We start from the raw sequence: 21,738 nt of genomic DNA on the forward strand, positions 1-21,738 counted from the left end.
AAAAACAGTATAGAATCTTTGCCGTTTTATCGCTTAACTCCCGAAGGATAAAACTGTTTAGATTGGTAGGTCTCCTGGCTTAGCTTCATCCAAATTTGAACCCTTCCCGTTTTAAAACAGTGGATTGTTCAAACTGTCAGCTATACAGTTGCGGGGACAGCTCCAGCTTTTCACTGAATTCCCTTTTAAACTCACTAAATGAGTGCCAATACTAAATATAGGTATAATATTTATGGGTAATGACTATATATAGTGATACTTCATTTGATTTCATTTTATAGAACTTTTTTTCATATTGCAAGTCTGAAAAAAATAAAATGCGGATTTCTAATGGATGATTTAGAAATATCTTTTCTTAATGTAAAAAATATGTTATGAATATACTAGTGCAAAATGTTTATTACCTTTTATTATTTTTTGAAAATGAAAGGTTTATTTACTTTATATATTGAAAAATAGAAAGAAACGTATAGGAGAGAAGGTAATGGAAGAAACTATTAGTTTGAAAGAAATTTTTGAAACGTTAAAAGAACGATTTCAATTAATTGTTTTTATTACGTTATTTGCAGTATTAGTAACGGGTGTAGTTACATACTTTTTTATCACACCTGTATATCAAGCTTCCACACAAATTTTAATTAATCAATCGCAAGATTCAAATCAACCGACATTAGATGTGAACCAAGTAAGAACAAATGTAGAATTAATTAATACATATAGTGTTATTATAAAAAGTCCTACGATTTTAGATAAGGTGAATAAGGAACTAGGATTAAATATGACATCGGATGAATTAGGAGCACAATTAGAAGTAACAAGCGAACAAAATTCACAAGTAGTAAATGTAGTAGTTAATGATACTGATCCCGAAAGAGCAGCATTAATTGCAAACACGGTAGCGGAAACATTTAAAAATGAAATTTCAAACATTATGAATGTGAATAATGTAAATATTTTATCAAAAGCCAAAGCCGGAGAAGATCCTTCACCAGTGAAGCCTAAACCGTTATTAAATATGGCAATTGGCTTAGTAGTTGGATTAATGTTAGCAATAGGATTAGCATTTTTATTAGAGTATTTAGATAATACAATTAAAACTGAAGATGATATTATGAAAAATTTAGAAGCGCCCGTTTTAGGGGTTATTGCAAAAATGGATAATTAAAAGGATGAATAGTGAATGAAACGAAAAGAAAAATCAACATACATAAAAAAATCTAGACAATTAATTACACAAGTCGAACCGAAATCACCGATTTCGGAACAATATCGAGCTATTCGAACAAGTATTGATTACTCATCAGTGGACGAAGCGATTCAAACAATAATGATTACATCTGTGAATCCATCAGAAGGAAAATCAACAACGATTGCAAATCTAGCGATTGTATTTGCACAACAAGGAAAAAAAGTTTTGTTAATTGATACAGACTTACGTAAACCAACAGTGCACTATACGTTCAAAGTTAGTAACTCTAGTGGAATTGTGCAAGTGTTAACCAAACAACTAACAAAAGAGGATGCAATTCGGGAAACAGAGATTCCTAATTTATACGTTTTACCTAGTGGACCAATTCCACCAAATCCAGCAGAATTATTAAGTTCTGTGACGATGGAAAAATTCGTAGAACATTTAAAAGAAGAGTTTGATATGATTTTTTTCGATACCCCTCCGTTGTTAGCTGTTGCAGATGCGCAAATTTTAGCTAACATTTGTGATGCTACAGCACTTGTAGTAGCAAGTGGGTCTACTGAAATAGAGGGTGCGATGAAAGCAAAAGAAGTATTAAAAAATTCATCTGGTAAATTTTTAGGTGTCATTTTAAACCGTAAAGAAATGAAATCAGGCGAATATTATTACTATTACGGAAGTAAAAAATAATAGAAAGTAGGAATTATCAATGATAGATATCCATTGTCATATTTTATATGGGATTGACGATGGGGCACAGACGAAAGAAGAAACACTAGCGATGTTAAAACAAGCAATCGAGGAAGGAGTTCATACAATTGTTGCAACTCCGCATTACGATCGCCATTTCTCAAATCGTCGTCAAGAAATCATACCATTTGTGAAAGAAGTAAATGAATGGATAGAGGAACAAGGCTTATCGATTCAAGTTGTACCTGGACAAGAAATTCGTATTTTTGCTGATTTAATGGCTGAATTAGAAAAAGAAACAGGCGATTTGTTGACATATGTGAATGGACTAAAGTATGCATTAATAGAATTTCCACATCATGATGTACCAGATTATGCAGAAAGTATTTTATACGAATTAATGATTAAAGGTATTACGCCGATTATTGCTCATCCAGAACGAAATAAAAAAATTATTGAGAATCCTGACATTTTGTTTGAGTTTATTCAAATTGGTGCACTTTCTCAAGTCACTACAACAAGTGTGACGGGAGGTTTTGGTCGCAAAATCCAAAAGTTCTCCATTGACTTGTTGCAGCATAATTTAGCTCATTTTTTAGCTTCTGACGCGCATAATTTGACAACTAGACCATTTAATATTCAACAAGCAATCGCACATGTAGATAAACATTGTGGGAAACAAAAAACGATGGAATTGTATGAAAATGCTGAAAAAATGGTGAACGGGCAAGAAGTTTCAGTATTACGTAGTTCTAAAATTAAACGAAAAAAAATATTAGGCATTTTCTAAAAATGAGGCTGGGACATAACGAGCTTCAAAAAATGCAAAAAGTGAAATTGAGCTCACTCCATTTCACTTTTAGCTATTTTTTATATGAATCTTTATATCTTTTAGTTAATGGACGTGAATTTCCGCATATTCACGGCCATTAATGCAAGGCCCATTTCATTTTCAACCTTCGATTTTCCTCGGACAGAAAATCGAGTAAAACGCAAATTAGCCTTCAAGAATCCAAAAACTGGTTCTATGTCAATCTTACGTTGACGATAAATAGCCCCTGTTTTTTTTCTGAAAGCTGCGCTCTCACATATTCTTTTTGTTGTTCCCATTTTTCATTCACCATTAATTTTCTTCTTTTATTTTACATACATGTTATAAGTGATTAAAGGTTCCCGTTTACGATTTGAAAGGATATCATCATCATTTTGTTCACTACCGTATCCTTCATCTGCGACGATATGCTTTGATAATTCGAAATAATGTTGTTCGATTTCATCTAAAAATGGAATGAGTGTGCGTGTATCCGTTGGATCCGAAAAAATACTATAGGCAAGTGCGTACTGACCTTCAGTTGCGACTTTGATATTATAACCAGGCTTTCATTGACCATTTTTCATATAATCATCTTTCATTCGCATAAACGTTGCATCATGATCGGTCTTGGAATAGCTATTACGCACGCCGAAAATTTCAAAGTCTCGTTCATATTTCTGTTTACGTACGGTATAGCCCACTAATTGTTTGTAAGCTTGTTTTGGAAACTTTCGTTCCCTTCTTAGCGCTTTTCGTTCTGTCACATCTGACGATGTTTCAATTTTTTGATTATACTCAGAAACAACTTTATCCACTTTTTGAACCATTTGAGAGAGTTCTTCTATTGATAATTGTTTTTTATTTTCTCGTTCGATTTCTGGTATGATTTCTTTCTCAAGAAGTTCATCGTATAGCTGGTTCGACTTTTCGATTAAACTGTTGTGATATTTTTCAATTGCTTTCTTCCAAACAAATGTAAATTTATTCGTATTCGCTTCAATCTTTGTGCCATCAATAAAAATCGCTTCTTGTTCCATCAATTTTTCTTGTACCAAGCTGGCAGCGAAATTGAACGAAACACTGGCGAATTAATTCTTTTACTTCAGGATGAACACGAAAACGGTTAATGGTGCGATAGCTTGGTTCATAACCTTGAGCTAGCCACATCATACGAAGAATGTCTTTTAAAAGTGCTTCTATTTTACGCCCTGAAAAAACAGATTGCGTATAGCACATAAGATAATTTTTAACATCATGCGTCGATGATAAGCAGGACAACCCGTATTTCGAAGAAATGGTTCGATTGCTTCTTCCGGAATACTTTCAACTAAATGATGGATGGGGAAGGCAATATCATTATTTTGAAGTTTTACTTCTATATTTAAAGGAAAAATTAATTGATTCATGTTATAATTTTTAAACAAAAGAACACTTCTTTCTGTTTGAATTTTTGTCTGGTAACTTAATTTTATCAGAAAGTGTCCTTTTTTTGATAAAAAAATAAAGTCAGTGAAATTTTTACTCAACGTAAAATTTCACTGGCTTTTTCAGTTCAGAGGAGTGTTTTGTCCCAGCCTCATTTTTTTCAACTAAAAATGCACGAAAAAATTTGACGAAATGTTGAACTATGAATTTTATGTTACATCTTTCACAAAATGCATGCATTTTTGCTAAAACCATGTATGATAATAATTAATAAAAACTAGTGAAGTGGTGAAGCAAATGCAAAAGTTTCAACAATTTCATCCTGTATTAAAAAAACGTATTGAAAAAATAGAAAAGAAAATAGAAAAACAATTAACGCAATATTTTTTTAAATATATATCCCCAGTCCAAAGTCATGGATATGAAATGATTCTTACATTAGTGCGTGATTATGGTGATTTTACACCGGGAAGTAAAGAAAGTGATCCATTTACCAAAAACTACCGTTCGAGAGTGTGGATTGCAATTGGATCCGCAGAAGATACCGATGTTCAAAAACAAATGTATATTCCGATTTATGAATGTAAAAAACATTTATTTTCTTTGATAGGCATTTTGTATGAAGAAAATATGGAGAAGCTAGAAACAGAATGTACAGCATTTATCCAACAGTTTTTAGTAGAACATGCATCTTAAAAAAAGACGAGTTGTCTCATTTATGGGACAACTCGTCTTTTTTTATTCAATTAAATGTTTTGCTTCGATATAAAGGACTTGAATAAATTTTTTGATATTTACTCGATATTGGAGGTGTTCTGTTTTTCCTTGGAGTTCTAACATTTTTTTACGAACTTCAGGAAAATCAAAAAATTTTGATGCATATGCTTCAAACTTAGGATTTAAAAAATCTGTAAGTCCGAGTGATGCAACATGAGATAATCCTTGATAAACAGCCCGCCTTATGCGCTGTTCACTTGCCTTTCTTTCTTTTTGTAGTTCACTTTCGGTTGCTTGAATTGGGAGGTGTAATGTTGCTAGATCATCGTATAATTGTTTTAATGTTGGGAAGGTGAAATGATATTGGGACGATTGTTCTTGTTCATATAAAATTTCTAATATATCTAATAAGTCTTTACTTCCGCTTTCGGCAATCATACCTAAATCTGATAATAAATAGTTACCTGCTTTTAAAAGCTGCTTACTGGATTCTTTTGGATAAGACGGCTCTTTTGTTTTTGTAATTAAGTTTAACGATTCTTGAATGCCTAGTAATGATTTTTCAAGGAGCATTCGTTCCTTGACCTTTTTTAAAACCCCGGTAATTTCTAGACGATTTAACGGTTTAGTAATATAATACTCAATTCCGAGTACATAGGCTTTTCCAATCAATTCTTTTGTTTCTACTTGAGAAATCATCACGAATTTTCCATTAAAATGAGGAATTAATCGTTTTATTGTTTCTAGGCCATCTTGAATAGGCATTAAAAGATCCATTAATACAATATCAACTTTTTTTAGTGTTAAAAAATCACTATCCACCATGGAACCGTCTTCTGCTTCCCCAACTACTTCACCTAAGTCTTCTTCTTCGATTATTTCAATCAACATAGCGCGAATAGCGGGATCATCATCTATGATAAAGTACCTCAAATTGTGTCCTCCTTTTTAAATGATGTAATCGGCATAGAAATGGTAAAAATGGTATTTCTTAATTCAGGATTCGATTGAAAGGAGATAGACCCATTTAGTTCTTCGACCAACAATTGTACAAAAGACAATCCGATGCCTGTTGAGGCGTTCCCTTCTTTATCATATTTTGTAGTAAAGCCATGTTCAAAGATAAGGTTTTGTCGCTTTTTAGAAATCCCTGGTCCATTATCATACACATTAAAAACGATTGTATCTTCTGTTTGTTTGATGATGATTGAAACCGCTCCTTCTTTTTCAATCGATTCTACGGAATTTGCTACGAGATTATTTAGTAAAGAAAGGATAGTAAAGGGATAATACCGTTCTTTTATCGGTTCTACATATTTTTCAAATTGAATGTTTTTATGTAGCATTTGTGCGTAATGATGATTGGCACGAATAATCATTTGGATAATATCTTCTAACGTATAATATTCCTCTGTTTTTTCTTTCATCATTAATTTTGATAGACTGGCATACAATCGTTGGTTATCTTTTTTGATTTCATGTACTAATCCAGCAAGCTTCAAAGCTTGTTGATATAAAAGGGTAGGAAGTTGCTCCTCTTTTAATTTCTGGTAAAATTCGTACGCTAACTTTGTCGTAACTTCTGTATTTTTCATTGTTTTTTTTAATTGTATGGTGTCTTCATATAAAGAAGAAATAAGAAGCATCATTTGATTATTCCGTTTTTCTTCATTTTCTTTTTCTAGACGAATTTCTCGGATAATGACCATATTATAAAAACCGAGCATAAAAAAGCTACGAATAAATGCAATGATAAATAACTGTTCCATCGATAATATATCAATCGTTTTGTCTACTCCAGCATATCGAACAATCATTTCGCTAACGCTAGCAAGTACCTCTGTCAATGTACCAAATAAACCGATAAACAGCGGACGATTATAAAATGATGAAATGTTTAATAACGAATAAAACAATGAAAAAACGACGTAATAAAAAAAAGCAGGATAGTGGAGCATAAAGGCGTTTTCTATAGAAGAAGAAAACAAGGTTACTTCTAGTACCATCCGGAAAAGGACGATAAATCCCCCTGTTAAAAAGCCTGAAAGAATGGGAGAAATCGTTTTAATTCGTAGTAAAAAGCAAAAGAATACGACTGTGCCAAGGCTAACACGAAACGAATCAGAAAAAGGATAAAATTTTAATTCGCTCACAATGGCAACCGTTATAATCATAATCATTAACAACTTTTTATCATTCATCGATATCGCCCCTGTACCCATACATTCTATTTAGTAATTTACCAAAAGGGTAAAATTTCTCTCTTTTTTTTAAAAAATTAATAATCATCTGTTAGTTTTTGTAGTTTTGTGTAGGGATGCGCTTACACTATAACTACGAAACAACATTCTATACCATTATAGACTAGAAAGGGTGTGTGGGGATGCGAAAATTTCGTATTAGTCTTGCATGGCAAATTGTCATCGGACTTATTCTCGGTATTATAGTAGGGGCTATTTTTTACGGGAATCCAAAAGTAGAAGTTTTTCTTCAACCGCTTGGTGATATTTTTATTCGACTCATTAAAATGATTGTTGTGCCGATTGTTATTTCTACATTAATTGTCGGAATTGCAAATGTAGGAGATATGAAGCAACTCGGTAAATTAGGTGGAAAAACTATTTTATACTTCGAAATTATTACGACATTTGCGATTATTCTAGGTTTAGTCATTGCAAATATTGTTCAACCAGGTGCAGATGTTGATAAAGATCAATTGCAAAAAACAGACATTCAAAGCTATGTGAAAACTGCTGAGGACCAAGAACAAAAAGGAATTATGGATACTTTTATTCATATTGTACCAACGAACTTCTTTCAATCTGTTGCAGAAGGCGACATGCTTGCAATTATTTTCTTTTCCGTTTTCTTCGGATTAGGAGTTGCGTCTATTGGTGAAAAAGGTCGCCCTATTATTACATTTCTTGAAGGGGTTTCCTCTGCAATGTTTTGGGTGACTAATCAAATTATGAAATTTGCCCCGATTGGTGTGTTTGGGCTGATCGGAGTAACGATATCAAAATTTGGTATAAGTTCATTAATTCCTTTAGGGAAATTAGTGATAACAGTTTACGGGGCGATGATTTTTTTCATTATTGTTGTATTAGGTGTAGTTGCTAAGATATGTAAGACAAGCATTTTTACAATGATGACAATTTTAAAAGATGAAATAATTTTGGCATATTCTACAGCTAGTTCGGAAACTGTTTTACCAAAAATCATGGAAAAAATGGAGCGCTTCGGTGTTCCGAAATCCATTACTTCTTTTGTCGTTCCAACGGGATACTCATTTAATCTTGATGGTTCTACACTGTATCAAGCAATAGCAGCATTATTTATTGCTCAAATGTATGGGATTGAAATGTCCATTACATCACAAATAACATTAATTCTCGTATTAATGGTCACAGCAAAAGGGATTGCTGGTGTACCCGGTGTGTCGTTTGTTGTATTATTAGCAACGCTTGGAGCTGTCGGTATTCCACTTGAAGGCCTAGCATTTATTGCAGGAGTAGACCGTATTTTGGATATGGCTAGAACCGTTGTGAACGTGATGGGGAACTCACTTGCAACAGTCGTCATGGCAAAATGGGAAGGCCAGTTCGATACAGAGAAAGCAGAAAAGTATGTGGCAGAATTAAAGGAGAATAGAGTAGTGGCATAACAGAAAAAATTCTCTTTACCAAATGGTAAAGAGAATTTTTTCTGTTATATCTTTCTTATCCTGTATGAACAGTAGGAAGTCTTACACTTCAACTCGCTAGGTATTATCCTAATGATCACAGGGTATCCCCACTGGTGGAAGGTTTCTTTATATTTCAATAGTAAGTAATGGAGGGTAGGCTTGTGCCCCGTAAACATCTCGTTCTCCGGGACTTCCGGATGGGAGTTGTCGTTTTGTTGTAATTTTAATCGCCATTGCTTGATCGAAGAAAACGATATGTAAAATATCTTCTTCTGTCATACCTAAAAGAGGAGCGATATTTTTGTTCGTAAAAAAATTGGTTCTTTTTACATACTCGTACTGTTCGATTTCCTCAAACATAATATCATAAGTGACTTCAAAGGGACCTGCATTTTTACTACGAATGACTTTCGCTAAATCACTCAATTTCTGTTTTTTCATCTATACCAATCCTTTCGAAAAATATTGGAAACATTGTTTCTTTTTCATCTAGTGTAATTAAGTGATAGATGGAAAACTCAAATGTTTTTCCACCCGAAAATTCTGGTGGAGAGAATGGTAATGCTAAATTTCCAGAAGTCGAAATTCGATTAGGATAATCGAAATGCATTAAGACGGAACGGAAATATGCCATAATACTATCTGCTAACTCCTGGGTTTCAGCCGTTACCTCAGCAACAATGCCAATTTCTTTAGAAACGGTTCTATCAAATTCACGACTTCCTAATACTCCGTCTAATCCATATGTTTTAATAAATAAAGTAGCTTTTTGTTCCTTTACAGCAGGGAAATACTGTTTGATTTCTCGTTTTGTTTCTTCTATGATGGCATCATATTGTGCGATAAATAGTGGATCACGTGCACCAGCGATAAAAACAGTTCGGTACCCAGTTGCTTTTACTCCTTCTGCTTTTACTGTGTATTGTTCGCTAGGAACAAAGCGACTACCTCGTATGCACACTGTATGTTCATCTTCTTTTATAAAACTAGTTTTACTTAAATCAAGCATTCCACCTGGTCCTGGTAAATAGTAAGGGTGTGATTTTTCATAAAGCGTGTGTGCAGCAACAGACTGCGGAGTACATGCTCGTTTTTTATTAGTTGGTGTAACAAGGAAATGGTCTTCATATAAAATACCAATCATTCCATCTTTCGCTGTTCCAGGGGATGCTGCAATTGCACCGCACTCTAACACTTTTCCTAAATGCAATGCTAAACCTGGATCGAACCCTTTCATAATAGGTAGAGCAGCAAATAATACGGGATCGTATGCACGTCCTGCAATAATGATGTCTGGCTTTGTTTTTAAGGCTTCAATAATTGGCTCTACCCCCATTTGTGCCACAATAACGATGGAATCATCGATAATATCGGTCGTTAAAGATTGGACAGGACCACATGGGACCACTTTATTTTCTTTCAGTTTCTCTTTTAACCAGTTTTTTTCTATATCACTATAAATACAAGCTACATCTAGAGAGAATTGTTCTTCGGCGGCAATTTCATCGATGATTTCTTTTAGCCAGTCGACGCGACTATTTCGTCCAGAACCACCACTAGATCCGATGATTAAAGGAATCTGCCGTTTTTTTGCGGCAATGACTAGGGGGATTAAATCTTTTTTTGTAGCGTACCTACTAACCCCACCAATGCCTAAACCTAATCGATGCGGGCCACCATCTGTTGAACCGGCATCTACTGCAATAACATCTGGATTATAGGATAAACCATTTTTTAATGAATCTAATGGATAACTATATCCCAACATTCCTTGTGGAGATAAAATAGTCATTCGTTTTACTTCGCTCAATGTTTTCTCCTCCTTATGTATTGAAGATATTCTTCAAAATACTTTTCTTTACATATGGCTACCTTGTCAGAAGAAGTATTCTTTTTTTATCATATCACAACTCTTTTTAGTGAAATAAAAAGTGTAAAGTGGTTGCTTTTCGTAAAATTTCATTATGAAGAAAACGTTTCACCTATGGTGGGGTTCGCCTGTCCTACTATTAACTGTACTGAGATGATTGAATGTGTCTAAAGGTGGGTATTCTTTTTCGTTGATAAGAGAGGATTAAAAATAGAGGAGAAGCGTATCTTTTTATCGTTGGAAGAAGGAAGAAGGTGATAGTGAAATATTAAGATTTTGTAAAGATTCAATAAACATATTGTAAATTCGACAAGGATTGATAAAATAAAACATTGGGAATAATACAAAAAGAAAATATCCAATATGGGGGTCTTCACGTGATTTTTTCAAGTAAAAAAGATGTGTTTTTTGAACAATTATTAACTATTTCAGAAAACGTCAAAAAATCTTCTGATTTCTTTTTCCATTACGAAATCAAAAATGTGGCGGATTTAAAAGAACTATCTTCTGTAATGAAGGAGTATGAAAGTAGAGGAGATACATATATCCACAAACTAATTGTTGCATTAAATAAAACATTCATTACTCCAATAGAACGAGAAGATATTTTACAATTGGGTGTAAAGATGGATGATGTGTTAGATGGATTAGAGCAATGTGCTGCGTACTTTGAAATGTTTTCTCTAACGGAAATTGATGATTTTATGAGAAAGTTCTTAGAACACATTCACCAAAGTACCATTGAGATTACAACAGCTTTACAGTTACTATCAAATAAAAAATTACATGATATGCGGAAGCATGCGATTGAAATTAAAGATCATGAATCAAAATGTGACGATATTTTACGGAAGTCCATTAAGCACTTATTTGTAGTAGAAAAAGATCCGATTAAAGTCATTCAATATAAAGAGATTTATGAGATGCTTGAAGGGGTTGCAGATACATGTCAAGATATCGCAAATACGATTGAATCAATTATTATGCGAAATGCATAAAAAAAGGAGTATTTGAGATATGGACACAATATTACTATTAACTATTTTAATTGTTCTTTTTGCTTTAGTATTTGATTTTATTAATGGTTTCCATGATACAGCAAACGCAATAGCAACCTCTGTATCTACACGTGCTTTATCGCCAAGAAAAGCAATTGCGTTAGCAGCAACGATGAACTTTATTGGAGCATTGACATTTACCGGTGTTGCGCAAACTATAACAAAAGACATTGTGAATCCTTTTGCATTAGAAAATGGTTCCGTTGTTATTTTAGCAGCACTCATTTCGGCGATTACATGGAATTTAATTACATGGTATTACGGAATTCCAAGTAGTTCATCTCATGCATTAATTGGTTCTATCGCTGGTGCAGCGATTTCTGCAGCAGGATTTGGAATCCTTAATTACGGTGGATTTATTAAAATTTTAGAGGCGTTAATTATTTCTCCATTTATTGCACTTTTTGTTGGTTTTATGATGATGACGCTTTTTAAATTTATATTTAAGAATTCGAACTTATATAAAACGAATCGTCGTTTTCGCTATTTTCAAGTTGGTACAGCGGCCTTACAAGCGTATACTCACGGAACAAATGATGCACAAAAAGCCATGGGGATTATTACGATGGCATTAATTGCAGCAAACTTCCAAACAACAACTGATATTCCAATGTGGGTCCGTGTTGCTTCTGCATTATCCATGGGGATTGGTACTTCCATTGGTGGTTGGAAAATTATTAAAACAGTTGGCGGAAAAATTATGAAAATTCGTCCAGTGAATGGGGCGGCAGCAGATTTGTCTTCTGCACTGATTATTTTCTCCGCAACTTTTCTTCATTTACCAGTTAGTACAACACATGTTATTTCTTCCTCCATTATGGGGGTTGGTTCTGCACAACGGTTAAAAGATGTAAACTGGGGTGTTGCTCAACGAATTGTGATGACGTGGGTTATTACCTTGCCTATTTCAGCAACAATTGCAGCGATTGTATATAAAATTTTGCAAGTATTTTTATAATAAAAAAAGATGGTATGTATCCCCTAATGACATATACCATCTTTTTTTATGTCAAAACACTATAAATGAAAGTAAGAAGGAAAATTTTTAAATCATTAGTGAAAATAGTCTTTTTTGTATATAATACATGTTGAAAGGAAGTGCAAAAGTGGAAAATAATCCAAAACGAAAGCCGAATCGATTACTTCATGAAAAATCTCCTTATTTGTTACAGCACGCTTATAACCCAGTACAATGGTATGTTTGGGGTGAAGAAGCGTTTGAAAAAGCGAAAAAAGAAAATAAACCTGTTTTTTTATCGATAGGATACAGTACTTTCCATTGGTGTCATGTAATGGAAGATGAATCTTTTGAAGATGAACACGTAGCGCAAATTTTAAATAAATATTTTATTGCAATCAAAGTAGATCGGGAAGAGCGTCCGGATATTGATAGTTTATATATGGATGTTTGTCAACGAATGACGGGTAGCGGTGGTTGGCCATTAAATGTATTTTTAACTTCGGACAAAGAGCCATTTTATGCAGGAACATATTTTCCTAAAGAACGGATGTATAATCGTCCTGGATTTAAAGAAATTTTACGATCATTAGCGGACGTATATGAACATGACGGAGAAAAAGTAAAAAGAGTAACGACCGAAATCATTCAATCTTTGCAAGTAGAGATGAAAAAGAGCAATGAATTGATTGCAGAACAGGTAATAAAAGAGGCATTTTTGCAATTAAAAGACCAATTTGATCCTGATTATGGTGGGTTTTTTAAAGCGCCGAAGTTCCCAATTCCTCATTATCTAACCTTCTTATTAAGATATTATACATATACCCATGATGAAAATGCACTTTACATGGTTACTCATACGCTAAATAAAATGGCGGACGGTGGGATATACGACCATCTTGGATACGGATTCTCAAGGTATTCAACGGATGAAAAATGGCTTGTTCCTCACTTTGAGAAAATGCTTTACGATCAAGCTTTATTATTAGAAGTTTATATAGAAGCATATCAAGTTACCAAAAATGAACGATATAAAGACATTGCAGAACAAATCATTACGTTTCTCGAGCGCGAGATGACAGGTGACACTGGTACGTTTTATTCTGCCATTGATGCAGATTCAGAAGGTATAGAAGGAAAATATTATGTGTGGGATAAAGAAGAGATTGAGAAAGTACTAGAAGAACAAGAGAGTAGATGGTTTACGTATTTTTACAATGTGACAGGTGCAGGAAATTTTGAAGGAAAAAACATTTTAAATACGACGGGGCATTCTATTACAGAAGCAGCTAGTTTTTTTGATGTTCCTGAAACAATATTTGCAGATGGTTTAGAAAAGGCGCGTCAAAAACTATTAACGATTCGCGAAAAACGGATCCGTCCTCACACAGATGATAAAGTGTTAACGTCACAAAATGCGATGATAATCGCAAGCCTTGCCCTATATGCGAAGGTGTTTCAAAACGAAAAAGCGAGAAACATGGCAGAAGAAGCATACCGTTTTTTAGAAAAACATGCAACAGTAAGTGGACGAATTATGGCACGTTTTCGTGATGGGGAAGTGAGGTATGAAGGATATATCGATGATTATGCTCACTTCCTAAAAGCTACGTTACATCTTTATGATGCAACATTTGATCCGTTATATTTAGAAAAAGCAAAACAAGTAGCAGACAACGCCATTCGTTTGTTTTGGGATGAAACACAAGGCGGCTTTTATTTTACCGGTGTGGATGCGGAAACATTACTCGTTCGTTCGAAAGAAATTTACGATGGTGCAACCCCATCAGGGAATAGTGTGATGAGTGAAGCTCTTTTCCGATTGTCTAAATATGTAATCGATGATACGTATCTCACGTACGTTGAAGAGATGGAAAAACTTTTTAAACAAAAAGTAGAACGTTATCCTATTGCGTACAGTTACTTTTTAAAAACAGTGTTACTTCGTTTTGCGTCCTATAAAGAATGTATTATCTCTAAACCGACGGACGAGATGATTCAGACGCTACAACAAATGACTAGTCAATATTTTTTACCATTTGTTACAATTCGTTGTATAGAAGATGGAGAAAGATATCCAACGATAAACCATCAACCAACTTTCTATATTTGTAAAAACTTCGCATGTCTCGCACCAACGACGAACATAGAAGAAGCATTTCAACAATTAAAGGCGTAAGGGCTTATTCCCTTATGTCTTTTTCTTTTCTTTCCATAGACAACGTAGGAAGAGTACATGTATCATTAAAATAAGTATAGTATAGGTAAGCACATTCCTAATTTTAATAGGAAATGTTTTTGAGATAACAAAACACAGAGAAACTGTTTTAAAAAGGTGGATAAGAGCATCTAACTATTAGTGGCGAGAAGAAAAAACTCGCTGATGGAAGGTTTTTTTATAGAAAAGAAAGTGTGGTCGAAAGCGATGAACATTGTAGTTTATGATTTAGAGATGACAAATCACTTATCAGAAATTATTGAAATTGGCGCAGTTCGGTTAGTAGAAAAAGAGGGAACACTACATTTTCAAGATACATATCAATCTTTTGTGAAACCAAGTATGGACCAATTAGATAAACGAATTGAACAGTTAACAGGCATCACTAAAGCTCATTTAACTGACGCACCTCATTTTTTCGAGGCTGCGGATGATTTTAAAACATGGATTGGCGCGGGTGATTATTTTTTATGTTCGTGGGGACCAGAAGATAAATGGGCGTTGATTCATGATGCATTGTATCATCAGTACAACATTAATTGGTTAGTCAATCATAATGATATTCAGCTTACCTTTAGTAAACTATATGAACATGAAGTAGGATTTCGGTACGGACTAACTCGCGCACTCAAACGGCTAAAATTAGAGTTTGACGGTAGTCCGCACCGAGCGTTAGATGATGCTATCAATACAGCAAAAATTTTACAAGCAATTTATCAACAAACGACGTTAAAAAAAGATCCGCATTCTTTTTTACAATCCCAACTATTATCCAAAAATGAAGTGGTTTATCAAACAGAAGAAGACCAAGTCGAATCTCCATTTTCCCAGTTAAAGAAATTATTAGGTTCATAGTATGATGGAGTGATAGAAATGAGAAAAAAACAAACAATGGAAGAAGTCATTCAACAATTAAAGAAAAATGAATCTGTTGTATATTGGCATGAAATAGAAGAGAAACAAGCTACTTACGCACCTTTTCCAGAAAACATGCATAAACAATTACAAAAGACTTTACAAAATCGTGGGATTGCCCAACTATATTCACATCAAGCGACAGCTTTTCAGTATGCAACGAATAAGCAATCGACGGTCGTGGTTACGCCAACGGCTTCTGGAAAAACGATGTGTTATAATCTGCCAGTATTACAAGCGATTTTAGCAGATACATCTAGTCGTGCGTTGTATTTATTTCCAACGAAAGCTCTTTCTCAAGATCAAATGAGTGAATTACACGAATGGATTGATGACATGGAGGCATCCATTCATACGTATACGTATGATGGGGATACTCCTGCGAGCATCCGAACAAAAGTACGGAAAGCAGGACACATTGTGATTACAAATCCAGATATGTTACATGCGGCTATTCTTCCACATCATCAAAAATGGGTATCGTTATTTGAACATTTAAAGTATATCGTTATCGATGAATTACATACGTATCGTGGTGTTTTTGGTAGTCATGTAGCCAATGTTATTCGCCGTTTGATTCGGATTTGCGAGTATTATGGAAGTTCTCCAACTTTTATTTGTACATCGGCAACAATTGCGAACCCGAAAGAATTAGCAGAGCAGTTAACGGGTCAAAACATCACATTAGTAGATAACAACGGAGCGCCGATAGGGAAAAAGCATTTTGTGTTTTATAATCCGAAAGTAGTGAATGAAGCATTTAACATTCGAAAAAGTGCAACAAAAGAAGCCGTCCATCTCGCACAATCATTTTTACAAGAAGGGATTCAAACAATTGTGTTTGGGAAAAGTCGTGTTCGGGTTGAGTTGATGTTAAGTCATTTATTACCACTTGTTCAAAAAGAATTCGGACCAAAATCGATTCGCGCCTATCGTGGTGGATATTTGCCGAATGAAAGGCGTGAAATTGAGAAAGGTCTTCGTTACGGTGAAATAAAAGGGGTCATTAGCACAAATGCACTAGAGTTAGGTGTAGATATTGGAAGTTTACAAGTATGTATTATGTGCGGCTATCCGAATTCGATTTCTTCTACTTGGCAACAAGCTGGGCGTGCTGGAAGAAGACAAGGAGAGTCTGTTGTTATTCTGGTTGCGTCTAACGATCCGATGGACCAATATATCATTCAGCATCCGAATTATTTTTTTACACAATCGCCGGAAACTGCAAGAATTGAACCGAATAACCTTATCATTTTAGTGGACCATTTAAAATGTGCAGCATTTGAACTTCCGTTTCAACAAGGGGAATCATTTGGAGAGTTAGCGATTGACGAAATTTTGCAGTTTTTAGCCGAAGAACAAGTTCTTCATTTTCAACAAAATAAATATTATTGGATGAGTGCCTCTTTCCCAGCTCATACTATTAGTTTACGTAGTGCTTCACAAGAAAATGTCGTCATTATCAATCAAAAAAATGTGGGAAAACCGACCATTATTGGAGAAATGGATCGATTTAGCGCTTTAACATTACTGCATGAAGAAGCTATTTATCTTCATCAAGGTGTCCAATATCAAGTAGAAACGTTAGACTGGCAAGAAAAGAAGGCCTTTGTTCGAGAAGTATCAGTAGAGTATTTTACGGACGCTAACCTGGCTGTTCAATTAAAGGTGCTTGAAGAAGATGAAAAGAAAGAACAACACCAAATGTCGATAGCTTACGGAGATGTGATGGTGAATGCAATGGCGACTATCTTTAAAAAAATCCGATTAAGCTCTTTTGAAAATATTGGTTCTGGGCCAATTCATTTACCAGAAGTAGAATTGCATACGAATGCCATGTGGATTCAATGGGAAGAAAACAGGACAAACCAATGGTCAGAAGCAGAATTAGAACAAATTTTATTAGGAACTAGTCATTTGTTAAAATCAATTGCTCCTGTTTTTGTGATGTGTGCTCCGCAAGATATTCATGTCGTCCCGCAAGTAAAGGCAATCCATACAGGAAAGCCAACGATTTTTATTTATGACCGTTATCCTGGTGGCATTGGGTTAAGTAAAACGATTTACCAACAGTTGGACAAAATCATAGCAGAAGCAATTACCTGGATGGACCATTGCGCCTGTCAAAACGGTTGTCCTTCTTGTGTCGGTGCACGCGTAAAAAAAGATATTGTTCGCCAATTTTTTGTAGAAAATAGAAAGTAGTCATTGTTCACTAGAAAAGTATAATCCATTTCAGAAATGGTTACGCTATCCGTAACACATGGAATGGAGGCATACGGATGACTAGTAACGCATCAGAGAATCGGAAATTCCCATTGTCTTATTGGATAGAATCTGTTGAAACACCATCATTTTCTCCCTTAACGGAAGATATTGATGTGGATGTCGTGATAGTTGGTGGTGGTATTACCGGAATAACTGCATCTTATCTTTTAACGAATGAAGGGATGAGTGTAGCTCTCTTAGAAGCAGATTCTGTCTTCGGTGGAACGACTGGACATACGACGGCGAAACTTACAGCACAACACGACCTGATTTATGATTCTTTTATTCAAACAATCGGGAGAAGTAACGCTCGGTTATATTATGAAGCAAACATAGAAGCCTTACAATTTGTAGAAAAAATGATTGAAACACATCACATCTCGTGTGATTTTCAAAAACAAGATGCCTATTTATATGCGACAACTGATAAATCGGTTCAAAAACTTCAAAAAGAAGCACAAGCATATGAAAACCTCGGCATAAACGGTTCGTTAATCAAAGATATTCCACTGGATTTGGACATAAAACGTGCATTAGTGATGGAAAACCAAGCTCAATTTCATCCGGTCAAATATTTACGTTTCCTTTTGGAGAAGGTTCTTACAAAAAACGGGCAAATTTTTGAACATACCGTAGCTGTAAATGTGGAAAAAGGAGAACGCCCGACTGTGCTAACGCGAGATGGAAAAAGAGTGCGTGCAACCGCCGTTCTTATTTGTTCCCATTTTCCTTTTTATGAAGGATTAGGTCTTTATTCTGGAAGGATGTATGCCGATCGCTCCTATGTAATCGCAGCGAAAACGACGAAAGCATTTCCAGGAGGGATGTATCTTAGTATAGATGAACCGACTCGTTCGCTTCGCTCGGTTCAAATGAACGGGGAAGAACTTGTTCTTATTATTGGAGAAGATCATCGAACAGGTGAATCAATCGATACTGAGAACTATTACAAAGCGTTAAAAGCTTTTGGAGAAGAGGTATTTGGGATAGAAGAAATTCCATATCATTGGTCGACGCAAGATTTAGTTACACTAGATAACATTCCATATGTCGGTAACATCACATCTGATGTACCGAATGTGTATGTTGCAACGGGGTATAGAAAATGGGGAATGACAAATGGAACGGCAGCGGCTTTGCTGTTAACTGACTTAGTTTTAAAAAGGAAAAATAGGTACGAAAAATTATTTACTCCATCCCGCTTTTATGCGAATCCAAGTATTAAAAATTTCTTCTTACAAAATGCGAATACTACTTTTCACTTATTAAAGGGAAAAATCGATTTTCCTTTTCGAACGATTCACGACTTGAAAAAGGATGAAGGAGCCGTCGTTTTTATAGACGGACATCGAAAAGGTGCGTATAAAGATACAGCAGGAAATGTTCACATTGTTGATACGACTTGTACGCATGTTGGATGTGAAGTGGAGTGGAATAACAGTGAACGAAGTTGGGATTGTCCGTGTCACGGCTCTAGATTTTCTGTTACAGGAGAAGTACTCGAAGGCCCAGCTGAAAAAAAATTATTGCAACATAATCACCGGATGATAGATAACATAACATCTGAAGATTCCGGTTATTAAAAAAGAATATCGAACTAGATTCTTAACTAAGAAAAACCGATAGAGATAGCCCTATCGATTTTTTCTTAGTTGTTTTGTATATAAGTCTCCTTGAAGAAAGGAAGGAGCCCACCAGTTATAATCCCCCAATAATTTCATCAGCGATGGTACTAAAATCATCCGAACTAACGTAGCATCAATGAAAATAGCTAACGCCACTCCCACTCCCATTTGTTTCACAGGCATAATTCCTGTAAAAGCAAACGCGCCAGTAATGACAATCATAATTAATGCTGCACTTGTAATGATTTTACTCGTTTTTGTTAAACCAAAAAGGGTTGCTTGATCGTTATCACGAGTTTGCACATATACTTCTTGCATTCTTGAAATAAGAAAGACCTCATAATCCATGCTTAGTCCAAAAACAAGTCCAAAAATAAAGACAGGAATCATTAAGGCAATGTCTGTCGGATCCCCGAGATGACCTTCTTGGAATAAATAGACGAGAATACCGAACGTTGCGGTTAAACTCACCACATTCATTAAAATCGCTTTTAATGGTATAAGCACAGAACGGAAGGCTAGTAATAAAATGAAAAAGGTCGAAACAAAAATTAATAGTGCACCATAAGGAACTTTTTCAATGATTTCATCAAAAATTTCTTGGTGAAATTTTGTGTTTCCTCCGATGGTGACGAGTACCTCACCGTGACTTCCTTCCCATTTGCGAACAAAATCTTTTGCTGCTGTCGATGTCGTATCAACGTTTATATATGTACGAACGATTGTTTCATTTTTATGAACAGAAGCTTCTAAAGCTGCTGCAATCAGTTGCTTTGTTGTCTCATTTTCGTATAACGATAAAAGTGTTCGTGGGTCTGTTTGATCCGTATAAGAAAAGACCGAATCGACTCGTTTTACGACATGTTCTTTTTCAATAGCTTGAATATATTGTTGTAAATCTTTTAGTCCTTTCTCTGTCATAATGTTTTGCTTACTTTCTAGTACCATGATAACAGGATATAGCTCGTCTTCATGGAATGTTTTTTCAAATGTTTCAAATGCTTCTCTTGATTCATACGACGTTGGAAGTGCATCTGCTTCCGGAATGTTAAATCGAATATCTGAAATAGGTAGCATAAACACAATTAACAATACCATTGTCACTAGGAAAGACATGATAGGACGTTTCATCACAAAGGAAGCAAAGGAGTGCCAAAACGATTGTTTGGCGTCTTTTACTTTGATGATTTGCCATTTATTAATTTTTTCTCCCAATAAAGCAAGGGCAGTTGGAAGAAAAATGATAGCGGTCAAAACAGAAATAATTACTACAATCATGCCACCAATTGCTACAGTTTGAAATAAATCAATTTGAATAAACAGCATTCCACTCAAGCCTAGAAATACACAAATACCAGAAAAGGCAATCGATCTTCCAGCTGTGCCAACAACAATGCTTGTTGCTTGCTCAACTGAGACATGTTGTAATTCTTCTCGGAATCGACTTACCATTAATAAAGCAAAGTCAATTCCCAGTGCAAGTCCAATCATCGGGACAACATTAAGTAAAAATACACTTAAATTTAAATCGAACAAAACACCTAACAAATATAATAACCCCATCGCAACGACGACGCTAATAAATCCAATTAATAACGGGATCATGGCAGCAACAAAACTACCGAAGGCAAATAGCAAAATAATTAATGCGACTGGAATACCAATCATCTCAGCTTTTGCTAAAGATTGTTGACTTGCTTCATTCATATCTTCAATGATGACGGGACCACCCGTTAATTGAACGGATATGTCTTTCGGCGATTGATGGTCTAATTGTTGTCGTACTTCTTTTAATGCCGGTTTTAAATCATCTTGACTTTTTTGAAAATTCAGTGTGGCATATGCGATATTATCTTTAATCATGCCTTTCGATTCATATGGAGAAGTAATCGAATGGATTTCTTCTATTTTATCCATTTTTTTAAGCGTATCTTGTACAAAAAGTTGATATTTTTCATCTTCTGGTGCATATTCGGTAGAATCAAATAATAAAATCATCGTAGATTTTGGTGCATCAAAACTTTGTTGTAATGTATTTTGTACTTTTTTAAAGGAGCCGTCCATTTCAAATCCACTGCCACCTAAGATGGTTGGCAATTTAATAGCGATAAATGATAATGCAATCGTCATAGCTAAAAATAAAAATAACACCATTTTTCGGAAGCGATATAAAAAGGATCCTAATTGAAAAAAGAACAATTTATTATTCATATGTATGCCCCCATTCGGTCTTTTGCAACTATTTATGCTAAAATTAACATACCGTGTAAAAGGTAATTATGCAACTAATAGATTAGGTGAAA

Annotated in this window: 19 protein-coding genes, 1 pseudogene and 1 riboswitch; of the genes and pseudogenes, 11 read left to right on the forward strand and 9 right to left on the reverse strand. The window is 34.9% G+C overall.

Annotated elements, in window-relative coordinates; genetic code table 11:
* Positions 1 to 47: 47 nt before the first annotated feature.
* Positions 48 to 225: riboswitch (cobalamin riboswitch) on the reverse strand.
* Between the two features lie 259 nt (positions 226 to 484).
* Genes BN1372_RS06360 through BN1372_RS06370 form a run of 3 tightly spaced genes read left to right on the forward strand, consistent with a single transcriptional unit; the run spans position 485 to position 2,672 of the window.
* A complete protein-coding gene (locus BN1372_RS06360; RefSeq protein ID WP_062198005.1) occupies positions 485 to 1,165 on the forward strand; it encodes a YveK family protein in 681 nt (226 codons plus the stop codon).
* A gap of 15 nt (positions 1,166 to 1,180) precedes the next feature.
* On the forward strand, positions 1,181 to 1,882 hold the full coding sequence (locus BN1372_RS06365; RefSeq protein WP_062198006.1) for a CpsD/CapB family tyrosine-protein kinase: 702 nt from the start codon (positions 1,181 to 1,183) through the stop codon (positions 1,880 to 1,882).
* Positions 1,883 to 1,901: 19 nt separating this feature from the next.
* The gene (locus BN1372_RS06370; RefSeq protein ID WP_062198007.1) at positions 1,902 to 2,672 is read left to right on the forward strand and encodes a tyrosine-protein phosphatase; all 771 of its coding nucleotides are present in this window, start codon (positions 1,902 to 1,904) and stop codon (positions 2,670 to 2,672) included.
* A 101-nt stretch (positions 2,673 to 2,773) separates the two neighbouring features.
* On the opposite strand, the pseudogene BN1372_RS15830 reads toward BN1372_RS06370, so the two are convergent.
* From BN1372_RS15830 to BN1372_RS15845, 4 genes and pseudogenes are all read right to left on the reverse strand, one after another.
* A pseudogene (locus BN1372_RS15830) lies at positions 2,774 to 3,247 on the reverse strand (transposase).
* A gap of 15 nt (positions 3,248 to 3,262) precedes the next feature.
* Positions 3,263 to 3,733: a hypothetical protein gene (locus tag BN1372_RS15835; RefSeq protein WP_407656444.1), complete on the reverse strand. Its 471-nt coding sequence runs from the start codon at positions 3,731 to 3,733 to the stop codon at positions 3,263 to 3,265.
* Positions 3,708 to 3,932, reverse strand: a complete 225-nt coding sequence (locus BN1372_RS15840; RefSeq protein ID WP_407656446.1) for a transposase — start codon at positions 3,930 to 3,932, stop codon at positions 3,708 to 3,710. The genes BN1372_RS15835 and BN1372_RS15840 overlap by 26 nt, the downstream gene beginning before the upstream one ends.
* Positions 3,893 to 4,120, reverse strand: coding sequence for a hypothetical protein (locus tag BN1372_RS15845; RefSeq protein ID WP_407656477.1), 228 nt, complete (start codon positions 4,118 to 4,120; stop codon positions 3,893 to 3,895). Before BN1372_RS15845 ends, BN1372_RS15840 begins: the two co-directional genes overlap by 40 nt.
* 298 nt (positions 4,121 to 4,418) lie before the next feature.
* Between BN1372_RS15845 and BN1372_RS06380 the strand changes: the two genes are divergently transcribed.
* Complete coding sequence (locus tag BN1372_RS06380; protein WP_062198008.1) at positions 4,419 to 4,817, forward strand: hypothetical protein; 399 nt, start codon at positions 4,419 to 4,421, stop codon at positions 4,815 to 4,817.
* A 42-nt stretch (positions 4,818 to 4,859) separates the two neighbouring features.
* Here BN1372_RS06380 and BN1372_RS06385 read toward each other — a convergent pair whose 3' ends face one another.
* Both BN1372_RS06385 and BN1372_RS06390 read right to left on the reverse strand, forming a co-directional pair.
* A complete protein-coding gene (locus BN1372_RS06385) occupies positions 4,860 to 5,771 on the reverse strand; it encodes a response regulator (protein ID WP_062198009.1) in 912 nt (303 codons plus the stop codon).
* Positions 5,768 to 7,039 (reverse strand): sensor histidine kinase, encoded by a 1,272-nt coding sequence (locus tag BN1372_RS06390; RefSeq protein ID WP_062198010.1) that lies wholly within the window; start codon positions 7,037 to 7,039, stop codon positions 5,768 to 5,770. Before BN1372_RS06390 ends, BN1372_RS06385 begins: the two co-directional genes overlap by 4 nt.
* Before the next feature lie 182 nt (positions 7,040 to 7,221).
* Here BN1372_RS06390 and BN1372_RS06395 point away from each other — a divergent pair, with 182 nt between their 5' ends.
* Positions 7,222 to 8,502 (forward strand): cation:dicarboxylate symporter family transporter, encoded by a 1,281-nt coding sequence (locus BN1372_RS06395; RefSeq protein WP_062198011.1) that lies wholly within the window; start codon positions 7,222 to 7,224, stop codon positions 8,500 to 8,502.
* A gap of 147 nt (positions 8,503 to 8,649) precedes the next feature.
* On the opposite strand, the gene BN1372_RS06400 is transcribed toward BN1372_RS06395, so the two are convergent.
* Together BN1372_RS06400 and BN1372_RS06405 are read right to left on the reverse strand one after the other, a co-directional pair.
* Positions 8,650 to 8,964 (reverse strand): DUF4387 domain-containing protein, encoded by a 315-nt coding sequence (locus tag BN1372_RS06400; RefSeq protein ID WP_062198012.1) that lies wholly within the window; start codon positions 8,962 to 8,964, stop codon positions 8,650 to 8,652.
* Positions 8,942 to 10,333 carry an acyclic terpene utilization AtuA family protein gene (locus BN1372_RS06405; RefSeq protein WP_230198805.1) on the reverse strand — a complete coding sequence of 464 codons (1,392 nt, stop codon included), beginning with the start codon at positions 10,331 to 10,333 and terminating at the stop codon, positions 8,942 to 8,944. Before BN1372_RS06405 ends, BN1372_RS06400 begins: the two co-directional genes overlap by 23 nt.
* 437 nt (positions 10,334 to 10,770) lie before the next feature.
* Here BN1372_RS06405 and BN1372_RS06410 point away from each other — a divergent pair, with 437 nt between their 5' ends.
* From BN1372_RS06410 to BN1372_RS06435, 6 genes are all read left to right on the forward strand, one after another.
* Positions 10,771 to 11,391, forward strand: a complete 621-nt coding sequence (locus tag BN1372_RS06410; protein WP_062198013.1) for a DUF47 domain-containing protein — start codon at positions 10,771 to 10,773, stop codon at positions 11,389 to 11,391.
* A 19-nt stretch (positions 11,392 to 11,410) separates the two neighbouring features.
* Positions 11,411 to 12,409, forward strand: a complete 999-nt coding sequence (locus BN1372_RS06415; RefSeq protein WP_062198014.1) for an inorganic phosphate transporter — start codon at positions 11,411 to 11,413, stop codon at positions 12,407 to 12,409.
* A 127-nt stretch (positions 12,410 to 12,536) separates the two neighbouring features.
* Entirely contained in the window at positions 12,537 to 14,588 is a 2,052-nt protein-coding gene (locus BN1372_RS06420) for a thioredoxin domain-containing protein (protein ID WP_062198015.1), read from the forward strand.
* Positions 14,589 to 14,834: 246 nt separating this feature from the next.
* Entirely contained in the window at positions 14,835 to 15,482 is a 648-nt protein-coding gene (locus tag BN1372_RS06425; RefSeq protein ID WP_074018213.1) for a 3'-5' exonuclease, read from the forward strand.
* A gap of 18 nt (positions 15,483 to 15,500) precedes the next feature.
* On the forward strand, positions 15,501 to 17,747 hold the full coding sequence (locus BN1372_RS06430) for a DEAD/DEAH box helicase (RefSeq protein ID WP_062198017.1): 2,247 nt from the start codon (positions 15,501 to 15,503) through the stop codon (positions 17,745 to 17,747).
* Positions 17,748 to 17,824: 77 nt separating this feature from the next.
* On the forward strand, positions 17,825 to 19,393 hold the full coding sequence (locus BN1372_RS06435) for an FAD-dependent oxidoreductase (protein WP_062198018.1): 1,569 nt from the start codon (positions 17,825 to 17,827) through the stop codon (positions 19,391 to 19,393).
* Positions 19,394 to 19,444: 51 nt separating this feature from the next.
* On the opposite strand, the gene BN1372_RS06440 is transcribed toward BN1372_RS06435, so the two are convergent.
* Complete coding sequence (locus BN1372_RS06440; protein ID WP_062198019.1) at positions 19,445 to 21,646, reverse strand: MMPL family transporter; 2,202 nt, start codon at positions 21,644 to 21,646, stop codon at positions 19,445 to 19,447.
* Positions 21,647 to 21,738 lie beyond the last annotated feature (92 nt).

The sequence above is a fragment of the Massilibacterium senegalense genome (assembly GCF_001375675.1).
Lineage (GTDB): Bacteria > Bacillota > Bacilli > Bacillales > Massilibacteriaceae > Massilibacterium > Massilibacterium senegalense.

Excerpts from the sequence above, each read along its gene's own strand:
- BN1372_RS06360 (WP_062198005.1), top strand. The coding sequence starts at position 485 with ATGGAAGAAACTATTAGTTTGAAAGAAATTTTTGAAACGTTAAAAGAA.
- BN1372_RS06365 (WP_062198006.1), top strand. The coding sequence starts at position 1,181 with ATGAAACGAAAAGAAAAATCAACATACATAAAAAAATCTAGACAATTA.
- BN1372_RS06370 (WP_062198007.1), top strand. The coding sequence starts at position 1,902 with ATGATAGATATCCATTGTCATATTTTATATGGGATTGACGATGGGGCA.
- BN1372_RS15835 (WP_407656444.1), bottom strand. The coding sequence starts at position 3,733 with ATGGAACAAGAAGCGATTTTTATTGATGGCACAAAGATTGAAGCGAAT.
- BN1372_RS15840 (WP_407656446.1), bottom strand. The coding sequence starts at position 3,932 with ATGTGCTATACGCAATCTGTTTTTTCAGGGCGTAAAATAGAAGCACTT.
- BN1372_RS06380 (WP_062198008.1), top strand. The coding sequence starts at position 4,419 with ATGCAAAAGTTTCAACAATTTCATCCTGTATTAAAAAAACGTATTGAA.
- BN1372_RS06390 (WP_062198010.1), bottom strand. The coding sequence starts at position 7,039 with ATGAATGATAAAAAGTTGTTAATGATTATGATTATAACGGTTGCCATT.
- BN1372_RS06395 (WP_062198011.1), top strand. The coding sequence starts at position 7,222 with ATGCGAAAATTTCGTATTAGTCTTGCATGGCAAATTGTCATCGGACTT.
- BN1372_RS06400 (WP_062198012.1), bottom strand. The coding sequence starts at position 8,964 with ATGAAAAAACAGAAATTGAGTGATTTAGCGAAAGTCATTCGTAGTAAA.
- BN1372_RS06415 (WP_062198014.1), top strand. The coding sequence starts at position 11,411 with ATGGACACAATATTACTATTAACTATTTTAATTGTTCTTTTTGCTTTA.
- BN1372_RS06420 (WP_062198015.1), top strand. The coding sequence starts at position 12,537 with ATGTTGAAAGGAAGTGCAAAAGTGGAAAATAATCCAAAACGAAAGCCG.
- BN1372_RS06425 (WP_074018213.1), top strand. The coding sequence starts at position 14,835 with ATGAACATTGTAGTTTATGATTTAGAGATGACAAATCACTTATCAGAA.
- BN1372_RS06430 (WP_062198017.1), top strand. The coding sequence starts at position 15,501 with ATGAGAAAAAAACAAACAATGGAAGAAGTCATTCAACAATTAAAGAAA.
- BN1372_RS06435 (WP_062198018.1), top strand. The coding sequence starts at position 17,825 with ATGACTAGTAACGCATCAGAGAATCGGAAATTCCCATTGTCTTATTGG.
- BN1372_RS06440 (WP_062198019.1), bottom strand. The coding sequence starts at position 21,646 with ATGAATAATAAATTGTTCTTTTTTCAATTAGGATCCTTTTTATATCGC.